13 protein-coding genes and 1 tRNA gene are annotated in these 15,348 nt (G+C 45.2%); 5 read left to right on the top strand and 9 right to left on the bottom strand.

Translation table 11 applies throughout. The annotated features are described in order from the left end of the window. Positions 1–60: 60 nt before the first annotated feature. Together ACLTX1_RS09545 and ACLTX1_RS09540 are read right to left on the bottom strand one after the other, a co-directional pair. Entirely contained in the window at positions 61–3,828 is a 3,768-nt protein-coding gene (locus tag ACLTX1_RS09545) for a phosphoribosylformylglycinamidine synthase (protein ID WP_412330850.1), read from the bottom strand. A gap of 162 nt (positions 3,829–3,990) precedes the next feature. Continuing rightward, entirely contained in the window at positions 3,991–5,253 is a 1,263-nt protein-coding gene (locus ACLTX1_RS09540; protein ID WP_412330849.1) for a glycosyltransferase family 2 protein, read from the bottom strand. 353 nt (positions 5,254–5,606) lie between these two features. Between ACLTX1_RS09540 and ACLTX1_RS09535 the strand changes: the two genes are divergently transcribed. Continuing rightward, positions 5,607–5,683 (top strand) — tRNA-Val (locus tag ACLTX1_RS09535). A gap of 608 nt (positions 5,684–6,291) precedes the next feature. After that, positions 6,292–6,723 carry a hypothetical protein gene (locus tag ACLTX1_RS09530; RefSeq protein WP_412330848.1) on the top strand — a complete coding sequence of 144 codons (432 nt, stop codon included), beginning with the start codon at positions 6,292–6,294 and terminating at the stop codon, positions 6,721–6,723. A 473-nt stretch (positions 6,724–7,196) separates the two neighbouring features. Here the strand turns inward: ACLTX1_RS09530 and ACLTX1_RS09525 are convergent, their stop codons facing one another. Further along, a complete protein-coding gene (locus ACLTX1_RS09525; protein ID WP_412330847.1) occupies positions 7,197–7,460 on the bottom strand; it encodes a hypothetical protein in 264 nt (87 codons plus the stop codon). A gap of 172 nt (positions 7,461–7,632) precedes the next feature. On the opposite strand from ACLTX1_RS09525, the gene ACLTX1_RS09520 reads away from it, so the two are divergent. Both ACLTX1_RS09520 and ACLTX1_RS09515 read left to right on the top strand, forming a co-directional pair. After that, on the top strand, positions 7,633–7,968 hold the full coding sequence (locus ACLTX1_RS09520; protein WP_412330846.1) for a PadR family transcriptional regulator: 336 nt from the start codon (positions 7,633–7,635) through the stop codon (positions 7,966–7,968). A 461-nt stretch (positions 7,969–8,429) separates the two neighbouring features. Beyond that, on the top strand, positions 8,430–8,882 hold the full coding sequence (locus ACLTX1_RS09515; RefSeq protein WP_316518232.1) for a hypothetical protein: 453 nt from the start codon (positions 8,430–8,432) through the stop codon (positions 8,880–8,882). 161 nt (positions 8,883–9,043) lie between these two features. Here ACLTX1_RS09515 and ACLTX1_RS09510 read toward each other — a convergent pair whose 3' ends face one another. The 5 genes from ACLTX1_RS09510 to ACLTX1_RS09490 form a co-directional block, all read right to left on the bottom strand. Then, positions 9,044–9,676, bottom strand: a complete 633-nt coding sequence (locus ACLTX1_RS09510; RefSeq protein WP_412330845.1) for an ATP-binding cassette domain-containing protein — start codon at positions 9,674–9,676, stop codon at positions 9,044–9,046. 12 nt (positions 9,677–9,688) lie between these two features. Then, the gene (locus ACLTX1_RS09505; RefSeq protein ID WP_412267093.1) at positions 9,689–10,534 is read right to left on the bottom strand and encodes a hypothetical protein; all 846 of its coding nucleotides are present in this window, start codon (positions 10,532–10,534) and stop codon (positions 9,689–9,691) included. Then, on the bottom strand, positions 10,531–11,271 hold the full coding sequence (locus ACLTX1_RS09500) for a hypothetical protein (protein WP_316518227.1): 741 nt from the start codon (positions 11,269–11,271) through the stop codon (positions 10,531–10,533). The genes ACLTX1_RS09505 and ACLTX1_RS09500 overlap by 4 nt, the downstream gene beginning before the upstream one ends. Position 11,272: 1 nt before the next feature. Next, positions 11,273–12,355 carry a hypothetical protein gene (locus ACLTX1_RS09495; protein WP_412267097.1) on the bottom strand — a complete coding sequence of 361 codons (1,083 nt, stop codon included), beginning with the start codon at positions 12,353–12,355 and terminating at the stop codon, positions 11,273–11,275. 64 nt (positions 12,356–12,419) lie between these two features. Next, on the bottom strand, positions 12,420–12,839 hold the full coding sequence (locus ACLTX1_RS09490) for a hypothetical protein (protein WP_412267099.1): 420 nt from the start codon (positions 12,837–12,839) through the stop codon (positions 12,420–12,422). Positions 12,840–13,133: 294 nt separating this feature from the next. Between ACLTX1_RS09490 and ACLTX1_RS09485 the strand changes: the two genes are divergently transcribed. Next, positions 13,134–13,436, top strand: a complete 303-nt coding sequence (locus ACLTX1_RS09485) for a tyrosine-type recombinase/integrase (protein ID WP_412330866.1) — start codon at positions 13,134–13,136, stop codon at positions 13,434–13,436. An 85-nt stretch (positions 13,437–13,521) separates the two neighbouring features. On the opposite strand, the gene ACLTX1_RS09480 is transcribed toward ACLTX1_RS09485, so the two are convergent. After that, positions 13,522–14,973, bottom strand: coding sequence for an ATP-binding protein (locus tag ACLTX1_RS09480; protein WP_412330844.1), 1,452 nt, complete (start codon positions 14,971–14,973; stop codon positions 13,522–13,524). Between the last annotated feature and the right edge of the window lie 375 nt (positions 14,974–15,348).

Here is a 15,348-nt window from a genome sequence, read left to right as displayed (position 1 = left end):
CTGCGCGGGCAGCATTTTGCCCGCGCATACCGGAATTTTATAAGGCGTTTCTGCCTTTTATTACTTGAAGTAACGCACGCCGCTCTCAAAGATCTGCTGATCCTTTTCGCCCGGCACGTTAAAGTAGAGGTTTTCGCCCTTGCGTTCGCTGTGGCCCATCTTGCCGAAGACGCGGCCGTCCGGGCTTGTGATGCCCTCAATGCCGCACACGGAGCCGTTCGGGTTCCATGTGATGTCGCCGCTCACCTTGCCGCACGGCGTGGTGTACTGCGTGGCAATCTGGCCGTTTTCGATGAGCTTTTTCAGCGCTGCGTCATCCGCTACAAAGCGGCCCTCACCGTGGGAGACCGGGATGGCGAAGACATCACCTGCGTTGACGCCGGAGAGCCACGGAGACTTCGTGTTTGTCACGCGAGTGTAGACCATGCGGGAAACGTGGCGGCCGAGCGTGTTAAACGTCAAGGTCGGATCGTCGTCCTTGAGGTCCACGATCTTGCCGTAGGTGACAAGACCGAGCTTGATGAGCGCCTGGAAGCCGTTGCAGATACCGAGCACAAGACCGTCGCGCGTATCGAGCAAGTCCGTGACCGCCTGTGCGATTTTCGGATTGCGGAATGTTGTCGCGATGAACTTGCCGGAACCTTCCGGCTCGTCGCCGCCGGAGAAGCCGCCCGGGATCATGATGATCTGGGAGGAACGGATTGCCTTTTCCATGCGGTCGATGGTGTATTCGATGTCCTTTGCGCAGAGGTTCTGCACAACAAGGATCTCGGTCTCTGCGCCCGCCTTTTCAAACGCACGCTTCGTGTCGATCTCGCAGTTGGTGCCCGGGAATACCGGGATGAATACCTTCGGCTTTGCGACACGGATGACCGGGGAGCCGGTGTACTTGTGGTTATCGAGCGGCACATCATATTCTACGGCGACGGTCTCCGCTTTATTCGCGAAGATTTTTTCGAGCTTGCCGTTCCAGGTCTCAATGAGGTCGTCCAAGTCGAGCGCTTTGCCGTTCAGCTCAATCTTTGCCGTATCGGTAACGGTGCCGAGCACAACAGCGTCGAATGTATTCTTGACGCTCTCAAGCGCATCTGCCGGAACTTCCACGACGAGTGCGCCAGCCTTCGGGGCAAAAAGCAGCTCTGCGTTTTCGGCAGTCTTCTCGAACTTGAAGCCGAGCTTGTTGCCGAACGCCATCTTCGCAACGGCAGCAGCTGCGCCGCCTTCCTTGACGACGTGTGCGGAAAGAACAGAGCCGTCCGCGATTTTTGCGAGCACGTTCTTGTAGTATGCCTTCAAAGCTTCCCAGTTCGGGAGCTCGGTTTCCTTGTCCTCCGGAATCGGCAGCAGCACGGCGTAGTTGCCGGCGTTCTTGAGCGCGCCGGAGATCGTCTTGCTGGCCTTCGTCATCGTCACCGCAAAGCTGACAAGCGTCGGCGGGACATCGAGGTCTTCAAAGGAGCCGGACATACTGTCCTTGCCGCCGATGGACGGCAGACCGAGGTTCAGCTGCGCGGTGAGTGCGCCGAGCAGGGCTGCGGCAGGCTTGCCCCAGCGCTCCGGCTTATCGTGCAGGCGCTCGAAGTACTCCTGGAACGTCAAGCGGGACTTCATCGGATCTGCGCCGACGGCTGCGAGTTTCGAGAGACTCTCCACAACGGCGTACGCTGCGCCATGGAACGGCGAGAAGCGCGCAATACCCGGAATATAGCCGTAAGCCATAGCGGTGGCGTCATCGGTCTCACCCGTGAGCAGCGGAATCTTCGCAACCATGGCGTCTTCCGGCGTCAGCTGATACTTACCGGCAAACGGCATCAAAACGGTGCCGGCACCGATGGAAGCATCGAAACGCTCGGAAAGGCCCTTCTGGCCGCAGACTTCGAGGCGGGAGAGGTTCTCTGCGAACGCCTCGTCCAGCGATTTGTTTTCAAGGCAAGCCGGTACGGCGTTGCGGTAGTTTTTCGTTTCATCCGGTGCGGTGATGAATGCGTCTGCGTTCTGCGTCACACCGTTCGTATCGAGGAATGCACGGCTCAGGTCGACTACGCGGTCGCCGCGCCACTCCATCTTGAGTCTCGGCTCTTCGGTGACGATGGCCACGACCTGCGCGTCGAGGTTTTCCTCCTGCGCCTTGGCGCGGAATTTCTCCACATCCTTCGGGTCGAGCACGACTGCCATACGCTCCTGCGATTCGGAAATCGCAAGCTCGGTGCCGTCGAGGCCCTCGTACTTCTTCGGGACTTTGTTCAAATCAATCTCAAGGCCCGGTGCAAGCTCGCCGATGGCGACGCACACGCCGCCCGCGCCGAAGTCGTTGCAGCGCTTGATGAGCGTGGAAACCTCCGGGTCACGGAACAGACGCTGAATTTTGCGTTCGGTCGGCGGGTTGCCCTTCTGCACCTCTGCGCCGCAAACCTCGATGGATTCGAGCGTATGCGCCTTGGAGGAACCCGTTGCGCCGCCGCAGCCGTCACGGCCCGTTGCGCCGCCGAGCAGCACAATGATATCGCCGGGCTTCGGCTCGAAGCGCTTGACGTTTGCTTTCGGAGATGCGCCGATGACCGCGCCGATCTCCATGCGCTTTGCAACATAACCGGGGTCATAAAGCTCCGTGACCTGACCGGTCGCAAGGCCGATCTGGTTGCCGTAGGAGGAATAGCCCGCCGCAGCGCCGGTGGTAATCTTTCTTGTGGGCAGCTTACCCTTCATCGTATCCTTAAACGGAACAGTCGGGTCGCCGCTGCCGGTAACGCGCATTGCCTGATAAACATACGCTCTGCCGGAGAGCGGGTCGCGGATCGCGCCGCCAAGGCATGTTGCCGCGCCGCCGAACGGCTCAATCTCCGTCGGGTGATTGTGGGTCTCATTCTTGAACTGCACGAGCCACTGCTCGGTCTTACCGTCGATCGTGACCGGCACTTCAATGGAACAGGCGTTGATCTCGTCGCTTTCGTCCAGATCGTCTACCATGCCGTGCTTTTTGAGGTATTTCGCGCCGATGACCGCCATGTCCATGAGAGAAACGGGCTTGTCCTTGCCTTTATACAGCTCTTCGCGGGCTGCAAAATACTCGCCGAGTGCCTTTTCGATGGCGCCGCTCAGCTTGCCCTTTTCGATCTCGATGTTGTTGAGACGCGTAAGGAATGTGGTGTGGCGGCAGTGGTCGCTCCAGTAGGTATCAATCACGCGCAGCTCCGTCACGCTCGGGTCACGGTGCTCTTCGTCGCGGAAATAATCGCGGCAGAACGCGAGGTCTTCAAACGTCATGGCAAAGCCCATGGTGCCGTAATATTTTCTAAGCTCCTCGTCGCTCCAGGAGATCATGCCCGTGACGCGCTTAACGTCTGCCGGCACATCGATCTTCATGTCAAGCGTCTCCGGCTTTTCCATCGATGCCAAACGGGATTCGACCGGGTTCACGATATAGTTCTTAATCTTCTCCATTTCCTCTTCGGAAAGGTCGCCCTTAACGGCGATCACTTTTGCATAAGCGACCTGCGGGCGCTCGCCCTGCGTCAAGAGCTGTACGCACTGGGAAGCGGAATCCGCACGCTGGTCGTACTGACCGGGCAAAAACTCCGTTGCGAAGACGTGATATTCGCTGCTGATCTTGTAGTTTTCGTCGTACACGTTGTCCACATTCGGCTCGGAAAGGATCGTGCGGGCTGCCGCCTCGAACTCCTCGCCGGAAAGACCGGAAACATCATAGCGGTTCAAAATACGCAGGTCCTCAATAGCCTTGAGGCCGAGATTCTGACGAAGATCCGCCATCATGTGGCGTGCTTCAACATCGAATCCCTTTCTTTTCTCCACAAATACGCGTGTGACCATGTTTGTGACCATTCCTTTCTTCTGGGGAAAAATCAGGATTTGTACTGCCGCAAAAAACGGCACTTGTGACAAAGTAATCTCTTACTATTTTATCACAGGTGCCGTTTATAAGCAAATATAGATTATAGCAAATCACGCCCTGTTTTTGAGTGCAATTTTGTGCTATTTTTTGGTAGTGTCGTTCAGGTCTTCCACACTAAGCGCCACTTTGTGCTGAATGGGCTTCCATTCAATGTTCGTAAACACCGCGTAAACCATTGCAATCGCATAGGTGAAAATAAACAGCGGGAACAACAGCCAACCGAAGAACATCGCTTTTTTCGATGCACGGATGCGCTTTCTCTGCGTGATGCACGTAATGCCGCCGACGAACCACAGCGTCAGTATAGAACCGAAAATACCGCTGCACACGGAAAGCACGCAAACGCCCATATCCGGCGTGCGCGTCACAATGCCCGCCGCGACCATAATCGCGTTAAACACGATTGAAACACAGGTCAAGACAAGGCACGGAATGTTGTTCATAATCATATCGAAGCAGGCAAAACTGCCATCCACAACGGTTTTTTTCAGCATTTTGAAGCCGTATCGGCTGAAAACCTGCAAATAGCCCTTAATCCAGCGGGCACGTTGCGTAAAGGACTGCCCAAGCCGCGTGGGCTGCTCGTCATAAATAATGGCGTTTTCGCAGTAACCGACCGTGTCGTCCTTTAAAATGCGGTCCACGGTGAACTCAAAGTCCTCCGTCAGCAGGAAATGCTTCCAACCACCGTTTTCGCGTGCAATCTCGCTGCTGAACAAAAAGCCGGTGCCGGAAACGCAGCTGCTGGTACCGAACATCATACGGGCGCGATTGAGCTGCGTCGCTTCGCGCAGGAAGAAAATGGAGTAACCCGCGCTGATCCAGTTGTCGCCAAAGTTTTTCGAGTTGCGGTAGGACGTGACAACCTTGCAGCCGTTGTCAAAAACGTTATTCATCTCGGAAATAAAATTCTCATCCAGAATATTGTCCGCGTCAAAGACGAAAAAACCGTCGTAGGCATATTCGCCGAAATTCTTAAAAATGTTTTCTAATAAGAAACGCAGCGCATAGCCCTTGCCCACGGCATACGTATTGTGGCGCTCGTAAACGACCGCCCCGGCTTCGCGCGCCGCCTGCGCGGTGTTGTCCGTGCAGTTATCCGCCACAACAAAAATATCGATAAGCTCCTCGGGATACTTCTGTGCGCGCACACTGCGGATGAGCTGCGCAATGACGGCTTCCTCATTGCGCGCGGCAATCAGCACACCGTAGCGGTGCAGCTTCTTCGCTTTGAAGACTTTCTGCTTTTTTAAAAGCGCCGCCGCAAGGTAGACCGCCTGGTACGCGTAGCACGCCATAAATAAAATAGAAATGATAAAGTTCACATATGACAGTGTTTTCATGGTTTCTCCTTTTCTGGCCTTGGTGCAGGACCAACGTCATCGTCTGTTTTCAGATTTCCAATTCTGTCTAAATCTCCGTATTCAAAGCGCAATGCGCAACTGCCATCCGCTTTCATTCACATTCTATTCACAGTTTTCAGTATTTTCATTATACGGCATAGAAAAGGAATAAACAATAGAAATGTGCGATTCTTATGAGTTTTGTAAGAAACCTTAAATTTCTGCGAACAGTGCACCAAATTTTACGCACTTTTTCGTGATATTCACGAAAGAAAAATTAATTTTAACTTTTTCGCAAAAAAGACTTGCATTTTTCGGGGACTTGCTATATAATAATCGAGCAACAGAAAATTGGGCGCTTAGCTCAGCTGGCTAGAGCACCTGCTTGACGTGCAGGGGGTCAGCGGTTCAAGTCCGTTAGCGCCCACCATATTTTGTTCTAATGTATACGCACAACTGTTACTTACGTTTCGGTTGTGCGTATCGATTAAAACAAAGTATTTCGTTTTAATAATCCTGATTTTGGTGACCCTTCATCAAACGATTTTCCTGTACGTGCGGCACGATCAGTTCTGTCCGGTCGTGTTGTTCCGCGTGATTCCCTTTGCAGAGGCGTGCAAATGCACACTGATTTGCGCCGGGTATTCTCGCTTGTGGGTTCATTCGGTTTTCAAGGTGCGAAATCAGAAATAAAAAAGGCTCTCCAGACAAGCATCTGAAAAGCCTTGAAATATCGTTTGGCTTGTGCTATAATCTAACTAAGTGTTAGACATGAAGCACCCCTCTTGTAAAAAACGTCCTATCGGCGTCTTTTCGCGAAGTTTTCAGATGGTCGTACATCTGGAATCAATAAAAGATTTGGCGATCTTTTATTGACCGAGAAGCGTCCGTAGCGGACGTTTTCTTTATTTCTGCCTAAAATTATAGCACTTCTTTCCCCGCTCGTCAACGCAAAATAAGATTGTTTCTGTATTTTCAACAAGGTATCGCAATTTTTCTCACCACTTCTTACCAATTACTTTACATGGAGGTATTATTATGAACAGTGATTACACATTTTTGGAAGCCATTCACTTAATTATCAACTTTTATACAAGTCCAAAAGGTTATTTTATAGACGAAGATTTTGAATACCCAGAAGTTCGTAAGTTTATTGATGCCGGTTGTGCCTCGTTAGGTGAAGAACACAAAGAAAAGTATCTTCTGAACGAAAAGGGAGCTTCTATCCTTCACCCGTATATTGAAGAAATTTCCAGTAAATTCATTCAGTTCATGGAACGAAAACAAAATACAGCTACCATTAAAGAAACAGAAAATTGGTTTTCAAAGCAGTACTCATTAGACTCAGAGACCAGTAGGGAGATTTGCAACTATATTTGCCTCAATTTACCTACTTATGGGTACACAGTTATCTTATCGCAACCAAATATAGGCGGAGATTTCTATCGTATCGAAAAATGTAACCGCTAAATTGGGAACCGCAACATTGCCGTTTTTCGCGCTTGACAAAATATCAAAAGCGTTTATAATTAGAAATAGAAAGAGTGCTGCCGATGAACGGTTAGCCCTCAGTACAGCTTAAAGAAATGAGCCGAAACCTTGGGAGAGGGCGGCTCATTTCTTTTTATGTTTACGATCACGAAACAGTTCGATCAACGCAATAACGACAAGTGCCAACTGGCACAAATCGCTAAAGTTCAGCTCGAGCTTCATAAGCGTCATCCCTCTCTCCGTGTTGGATTGAGGGATTTTTTCATATTCAAGAAATGTTCCCTCACACGGTACACCGAAGTGTATCTGAGGGCTGAACCGTCCACCGTTATGGCAGCACCCGAACCGCTATCACGGTCCTTTTAAATTCTACCAGAAATTCTTTTATCTGGCAAGTTTTATATTCACACAGAAAAAGCCGGCAACATTGCCGGTTTTCCTTTATGCATCAACTATTGTATTTTTAGTTCACTGTGGATCAATTTTAAGTCATCGCCTTTTGTCTTAAGAAAGGTGTTTTCTTCGTAAAAAATGAACACGCGTAACTTTACTTCAAAAATATCGGGAATAACATAAAAAAGGCGACTAACTAAAACATCTTCATTTTCGTATACATCGCAATCGACTTTCGGAAACCCAAACATTTCTTCTATTGACCACGCGATTTTTCCTTTTTTCCATTGCAAATATTGTCGATACAATTCTTCCTTAAGCACTATAACTCATCTCCAATCAAGTAAACTTACAATTTCTTCGTTCTTTCTATGAGATTAAGCCAATATCATAATAGCATTGCAATTTTTATTTGTCAAATAATTTATTCAAAATAGGTATTGACTTATAAATCGTTTTACTGTAATCTATTACTTGACAGGAGGTATCTCCACTATGGCTATCGATACCATGAAAAAAGGCTCAATCGAAATGCTCACGTTGTTTTTGCTGTGTGAAGAAGACACATACGGCTATCAGCTTGTGCAGAAGATCAAAGAGCGAAGCAAAGGTTTAATCACAGTGCAGGAGGGGTCATTTTATCCGCTTCTGTATCGCTTGGCAGACGATGGGTACATCACCGGTCAGGAGATCGTAACACGCATGAGCACGGGGCGCTCCCATATGCGTGTGATTTATCATATTGAAAATGCCGGGCGCGAACGGTTAGCATCTTTAAAAAAGGATTACGAAACCGTTCAGCAAGGAATTCATAACATTCTTGATTCTTAAATTGGGGGGATATGGGATGAGCGAAACCGTAAATGTTGTCCACGACTATTTGCGTCAAATAGACAAAGAAATGACGTGTGACAAAAAGAAGAAAAAGCAGTTTTTGCAGCGACTGCAAAATGACATGTAAGATTTTGCTGATAGCGCAACAACTACGCTGACCGAAAATGACTTAGAAAAACATTTCGGCACACCACAAAGCATAGCCGAAAATTTTCTGAGCACTGAACCGTACAATGAAGTAAAACGAACATTTAAGCACCGAAAAGCTGTGCGCGTTTTTGTAATCGCCACAGTTGTATTTGCTCTTGTGTGCGTTTTGGGATATATTCTGTTTGATAACTGGCGGGAACGACAGTTCGAGGATGGGCATATCGTTACAAGACTTTATGAAGAAGTCGAAGGAACGCCGCCTCCAGAGCCGGAAGGCACGAGAGTTTATTAAGAAAAGAGGTAAAAAAATGAAACGTATATTAACAATTATCTGTTGTTTAACACTTTTACTTGGTATTATACCTTTCTGTGTATCTGCATCAGAAACAGCATCGCAGAACATGCAAACAGTCGAATACCTTGAAGACGGCAGTTATATCGTGACGGAGTTAGAAGTAACACCGGCAGTTGCACGAACGGCAAGATCATATACAAAAAAATCCACCTATTACACGGCAAGCAATACAGCAGTTTTTGCAGTCTCGTTGACTGGTAATTTTAATTATACGTACAACGTGAGTTGCACTGCTACAAGCCAGAGTGTTTCTGTTTCTATCTACGATAACTCTGCATCTTATGTTACGAAAACTTCTTCCCGCTCAGGTGCGACCGTATACGGTTCCGGTACAGTTTATTATTTAGGGAAAAACAGAACGCTTTCTTTAAGCATTACCTGCGATAAATACGGTAACATTTCTTAATTTGCGTACAAGGTTTCACTCAAATCCCATATTAAAGGCGGCTACTTTCAGTTGGAAACAGCCGCCTTTCTTTTTTAACATTCTCATATCTATAAACACTCAAAGATTACAGCAAAAACCTGCCTATTCTAAAACAGGCAGGTTTTATCTTGTAGCCTTTATTATTCCAGCACCCCGCCGTCCATTTCATGCACCGTGTCGCACAGTGCCGCAATGTCCTCGTGGTTGTGGCTCGCAAGCAAAATCGTCTTCCCTTGTGCCTTGAGCTCCAACAGCAGTGCCCGTATATCCTGCACACCGGCGTTATCCAGTCCGTTCATCGGCTCGTCCAAAATGAGAATCTCTGGGTCTTCCATGATTGCCTGCGCAATACCAAGGCGCTGCCGCATGCCGAGCGAGTATTTTCCCACATGCTTGCGGCTTTCGGGGTCAAGCCCCACCGTCTTCAGCACATTCAAAATTTCTTCCTTGCCGATCTTCCGCCGTATGTTCGCCAAAAAGCGCAAATTCTTGTACCCGCTGTAATTCGGCAGAAAGCCCGGCGCTTCAATAATGGCTCCAATGTCCTCCGGCATGTCCACGTCACGTCCCACGCGCTTGCCGTTCACGAGGATCACGCCCTCCTCCGGGTGCATCAGACCGCAGATGCACTTAAAAAGCACCGTTTTGCCGGAGCCATTGCGCCCTACGATGCCATGTATCTGCCCCTTTTCAAACGAGATCGACACATTTTTCAAAACCACTTGGTCGCGAAAGCGCTTCACCACGTTTTGTACTTCAATACAAGTTTCCATAGGAACTTCTCCTTATGATATTATAATATCTTTGTTTCGTATAATCATAAAAGAACATAACCAGAAGATTAAGATTGAAAGGCAAAAAAAAGCAAATGCATATTGAATAGATGGCATACAACTAATTCCTAAAAAATCTAAAGAATCTAAATTAACCCATGAAATTGGAGAAAAATATGTCATCGTATAGCCTGAAGCGTTAGATGAAAGAAATTGAAACAGAACAAACATCGAACCAACGATAGAACCTATCAATTTACTAAAAGCTAAATTTAATAAAAACACTATGCTACCAAGAAAAATTGCAGCAAGACACGATAAAGTAATCGAAAATACCATTGCATTTTTAGGGCTAAAATGTAAAATCAACGCTTTAGAAATTTGAATCGGTAAATCGACTAATTCCGCAGCATTTGTATTCGCAAGCGTATAAAACACCCGGCCCCAATCTTGCAAAGCCACACAATCAAATAAGTTCATTACTATTGTAATAATAACTACAAATAGAACATACGAAATAGATATTATAATCGTGTATAATAATTGACCGAACATCCATACAGTACGACCACATCGCAAAAAAAGCAAATAAGCATTCTCCTCAATGTACGGTGCATCGCAAAATAATAAAACCAGGAGTAAAAATAGCACCAAAACACAATTTCGGTTTGCCATTATAAAAGGAAAGAGCCAAGGGGTTATCGGTTCTCCTGCTATCAATATATACTGATGCAGCGCATCCCCAATCATTAACAAATATAGTATTGTAATAATTCCAACAATAAATATTCGTGAATCCGAGAGCAATCGACGCACACCATATAGAAAGACATGGTATATATTAAGCAAATTATTCATTCCATACTCCTATTCGCTTCCATTATAAATAACGCACTGGAAGCTACTATAACTATTACAAAAACTACCAAAGAAGTCGCGGTACCAAGTGTTTCCCCTCTTATCAATAAAGCAATATCGAGCCATTGAGGTAACCCCAGTATCCGGCATAAACGCAACCACAAATAATATAGAATAATCGGGGAAAATAAAATAATAAGTATATTTTTAGTTCGGGATGATATATACAACGCCATACTCGAAAATGCAGATGCAGATATTGATTTAATAAAACTTTTTCTAAATATATATTCCAATACACTACATCCATACAACGATAAAACCTGTTCAGAAAACTCATCTGTTGTAAAAGGATAGCGCATTTCCAACGCACATATAAATAAAAAATCGCCGATCAAAGAAACTGATATTGCCGTAAATACTGTTATTACTACCTTTGATAGTAGATATGCTATTTTACCAGAACGCAACAAAACATTTCTCTGATAATTTTCGTTTTTATCAACTCTAAAAAGAATTGTTCCCGGTAAAACAGATAACAAGAGATACAATGTTTCGATGCCCATTATACCTGAAATCATATATAAATAAGCTACGCAATTAGCTGAACCTAAAAGCATATCCCAGTACACACTCAGAAAATTAAAGAAAGCAACTCCTAAAACAGCAAATACAAATCGCTTAGTGCAATAGCTACGATATGCATCTTGTATAAAAGTGCTAAATAATTTTTGCATATTACTCCTCCGAAATTTCTAATCCCGTTTGAGCATCGATCATATATGAAAATTCATAAGAATAGGCGGTGTCATTTGATGACCTCATTGTGTCATCCCCTTCCGCAAGTACAACTGCTTTCCACGCCGGATAGAAGAGTACCTCTTTATGTGCCGTATCAGCAAACTGAGGATAATATCCTAGCGCTATACTTTTAATTGTATACTGTTCTGATACAATCAACTGACCAAGCTGCCTTTCTATTTCCTCTTTCGCTTGATTCTCGGTCATAATTTCTTTCTTTTCGAGTTCTTCAACTATATTTATACTATTTGAAACAACAAGCAATTGTAACCCGTTTTCTGTAACTATTGAAATTATTTCTTCTCCAGTTATCATAGTGCCTTTTTCAGAGCTTCCATGAACATCCGTAAAAACTTTTTTATCATTCAGCTTCGGTACAGCATATAAGAAATAACAGTCTTTCCATCCATCCAAATTCTCATTGCCACCAAATTTATCTATCATAACTTTTTCTTTTTCCTTGAGTGTTTCAGAATCAAGATTATAGCAATTCACCAAATAATTGTTTTTCAATCCAATAGCCTGTAATATTTTATAAAAGTCTTGTAAAACTTCATTATGGCTCTTGAAGTTTAAGTCTCCATCTTTTTCAAACTGATTTGCGTTATACATCTGATCAGTTTCATTATATCGAAAAACTTGTAAAACAGGTAAAACTTCTTTTACATCTGAACTTAAATATGAAATCATACCTTCATCTACTGTAACTGTACATTTTTCATCTGTAATAATATATCCACTCTCTTTCGGTCCCACTCCATACTGTGTAATTTTATTTTCACTAAGTTTGAAAGCACTATTTATAACATCTTCAGAAAATATGGAAGTAACTCCTTTAAACACCGACATTGATAAATTCACATTATCCTTTAGTATTGGTTGTGAGCTGACAAATTCTTTTCCAGAGCTAATATCTTTGGATTCACTAGTAATATTCAAACTATTTGTACTTTCTGTTGTTCTACATGAAGCCAGTAAAATCAACACACACAGTATAAGCAGTAATTTAATTTGTTTCATAATAAGCTCCTTTATTGATAGGAGTGAAGCAAAATTAAATTTTGCTTCACTCCGGCATCATCTATTACGGTTCCCAGTTCAATGTCAAAGCTGCATACTGATATGGATTGCTGTCGGCATATTGCGCTGCGCATTTGTACGAATAGCCAAATACTCCATATCCGGAATAATACAAGGGTGTAAACTTACCCGCATATCTCGTTTCAACTAATGAAGACGCATATACATTATTTGTATCTCGGGCTCGAGCATAAATCAACTCTGTCCCTTGACTCCACGCATCAGAAACATTTTTATCGGGTTGGATATTAACCTTAAAATAATTTTGTGTATTCAATTTTACACAAGCATTTGTAAGATAAGCTCCTTGATTTTTGTACACACGTATCGTGTCTGTCCAAGCATACGCGCTCGCAGACATGGAAAACGCAGAAACCGCCATTAAGCAAGCTGCCACACCGGCTATAAGCCTTTTCTTTAACATACAATTGCCTCCTTAAATTATGTAGATTTTGCAAGGAATGTGTCGACCCATCCCTTAATTTATGGTCATAATATCACATAAAATTATAGTTGTCAATATAATTTATGAAAAATAGGTAACAGTATTTGCTTAAATCAATCAAAAATTTACTTTTTCATTGCCGGTTTTTGTTTTTCTTTCCTTTCACTGCTAAACTGAATTAACCCTAACGGGAATTTTTATCTAACAGGAGAGGTTTACAATGGAAAGAAAAGTCTGTACCATCGGAGAATGGCTGGATGTTTGGTATGAGGTATACGCCGTGCCGGAATATGCCTCGAAAACGCTCGAAATCTACCGAGATGCCCGAAAAAGACTATCGCGGAGGTTCCCAGAAATCGAAAGCACACTTCAAAGTGCGCCGGAATTCGCCGCGTATCGCCGCACATGCTGCGCCATACCTTCGCGACCCGAATGATTGAAAACGGCTCGGATGCTAAAAGCCTTGCCCTCATCATCGGCCACTCCAACCCTGCCTTTACGCTCCGCCGGTACGTTCACCCGGATCACACATCCCTCTACGAGCAAATGTGCCGTCTTTCAAGCATACAGCAGTAAACCGGCAATATTGCCGCTTTTTAAAACAGAAAAACCTACTCACCACTATCGGCGGGTAGGTTTTACCTTTGCTATCCTCTGCTTTTTATGCGTAATGAACGATTTGGTTAAGGGTATAGAGCTGCGTTTCGTTTTCTGCCGCATGATCGATAATTTTCTTGTCAAATCCGTTTTCAGAAAATAGTGCATAGTGAAACTTGGCTTTTTCTTTCAGCGGAGAAAGCTTTGCCACCGTGTCACAGTACTCAGAATAGGAAAACGGTACGCCTTTGAATTTACATTCACCCACCAGATATTCCTTTGCCCCTCGGTCAATACAGAGTATGTCAATCTCCGTCTCTGCTGTCCGCAGTCCGGAAGCTGCTTTCTCGTCTCGTACCGTAGTCTTTCCAAACCAACGTCCCATCTTTGCATAACGGAAAGGCAGCTCGTTTTTCTTCTGCATTTCACGAACAAATTCCCGGCAAATATCCTCAAAAGTAAAGGAAGCAAACTTGTGGAGAGCCGGTTTTACAACATACTCGTATACGCCGTCCACATCGCCGTCCTCAAGCTGTGAAAAATTTGCAAAACCAAAGGCATACCAGAAACGGAAGAAGTTATCTGTCAGACGATAGGCTCCTCGACCGGAATTTGCCTGTTCCTTGGTCTTAGTATCCACGGAAAACTCCCGTTCCACAATTCCAAGCTCTATGAGATTTTTCAAGTAAACACTGGTTTTGGAAGTATCCTCCACAAGCGACTTTTGACTGATGTCGTTGAGCTTGGTATTGCCCAACGCAACAGCTTCAATGATAGAGTTGTAGATAGGTGTTTCCCGCAGCTCCTGATGCAACAAAAACTCCACCTCGCTGTAAAGGATGCAGCCTTTGGTCAGAATATTGCGCTTGATGTTCTCGTCAATGGACAGCCCGGGATTCCATTGGCGCAGATAATGTGGGATACCACCAAGAACAGCATAAGCCAGCACCTTATCACGGTCAGAATAATCTGGAAAGAACTTTGCGGCATCATAAAATCCCATTTCCTTCATCTTGTAGATACCCGTAGCCCTGCCGTAAAGTGGGTTTTTCTCTGCCAGCAATTCCTTTTCGATAAAGCTCATGGCACTGCCGCAAAGGATAATCATTACGTTGGCATCCCGCAGCTCCGCATCCCAGAGATTTTGAAGAATAGAGGGAATACTCTTGTTACCACGGCACATATACGGAAATTCATCGATCACCAACAACTTTTTCCGGTCACCGTATGGTAGCTCCCGTACCGCACGGAATGCTCTTTCCCAATCGGTAAATTCAGTAATATAGCTTTTTGCAGGAATGTCTTCTCTCAGCACCCGAGCAGAAAAGTTACGAAGCTGTACCGGATCAGTCGTTTGCGTGCAGGAAAAGAAAACATGGGGCTTTCCCTTACAGAATTCCCGCAGCGTCTCGGTTTTTCCTACACGCCGTCTGCCGTACAGCACAATGAGTTGACCGCCATTCTCTGAATATTTATCATTCAAGAATTTCAATTCTGTCTCTCTCCCGATAAACATCGGCACACCTCCAAGTAATACAAATTTAGATTTAGTAAATCTTGATTTGATATTATTATATTCAAGATCAGTGAAAAAATCAAGAAATTTTTCAAGATTTGCATAACAAGTTCATTACCCCTGTATGTTTCCTATTGCCCACGTGTGAAAACTCATTAAGTTCAATAACACGAAATGCAAATAAGTCGCTGCAACAAATTTTTCGGAGCAAAAGCGGCAATATTGCCGCTTTTTAAAATGGAAGAACCTACTCACCATTGTGAAGTGCCCCCAAAAAGTTAGACAATATTCTGAAGTAAGAATTGTTCAAGCAGCCGAAAGGCTTGCTGTCTGTGAATTGCAGGCGGCAAGCCCTTTAGCTTTGCCTTGATCCTG

Origin of the sequence: Hominenteromicrobium sp., assembly GCF_046974225.1 — a bacterium.
Taxonomy (GTDB): domain Bacteria; phylum Bacillota; class Clostridia; order Oscillospirales; family Acutalibacteraceae; genus Hominenteromicrobium; species Hominenteromicrobium mulieris.
This window is presented reverse-complemented; position numbering and strand designations above follow the sequence as displayed.

Bases quoted from the DNA above. Each gene is read 5' to 3' on its own strand.
- ACLTX1_RS09545 (WP_412330850.1), bottom strand. From the start codon at position 3,828: ATGGTCACACGCGTATTTGTGGAGAAAAGAAAGGGATTCGATGTTGAA.
- ACLTX1_RS09540 (WP_412330849.1), bottom strand. From the start codon at position 5,253: ATGAAAACACTGTCATATGTGAACTTTATCATTTCTATTTTATTTATG.
- ACLTX1_RS09530 (WP_412330848.1), top strand. From the start codon at position 6,292: ATGAACAGTGATTACACATTTTTGGAAGCCATTCACTTAATTATCAAC.
- ACLTX1_RS09520 (WP_412330846.1), top strand. From the start codon at position 7,633: ATGGCTATCGATACCATGAAAAAAGGCTCAATCGAAATGCTCACGTTG.
- ACLTX1_RS09515 (WP_316518232.1), top strand. From the start codon at position 8,430: ATGAAACGTATATTAACAATTATCTGTTGTTTAACACTTTTACTTGGT.
- ACLTX1_RS09510 (WP_412330845.1), bottom strand. From the start codon at position 9,676: ATGGAAACTTGTATTGAAGTACAAAACGTGGTGAAGCGCTTTCGCGAC.
- ACLTX1_RS09505 (WP_412267093.1), bottom strand. From the start codon at position 10,534: ATGAATAATTTGCTTAATATATACCATGTCTTTCTATATGGTGTGCGT.
- ACLTX1_RS09500 (WP_316518227.1), bottom strand. From the start codon at position 11,271: ATGCAAAAATTATTTAGCACTTTTATACAAGATGCATATCGTAGCTAT.
- ACLTX1_RS09495 (WP_412267097.1), bottom strand. From the start codon at position 12,355: ATGAAACAAATTAAATTACTGCTTATACTGTGTGTGTTGATTTTACTG.
- ACLTX1_RS09490 (WP_412267099.1), bottom strand. From the start codon at position 12,839: ATGTTAAAGAAAAGGCTTATAGCCGGTGTGGCAGCTTGCTTAATGGCG.
- ACLTX1_RS09480 (WP_412330844.1), bottom strand. From the start codon at position 14,973: ATGTTTATCGGGAGAGAGACAGAATTGAAATTCTTGAATGATAAATAT.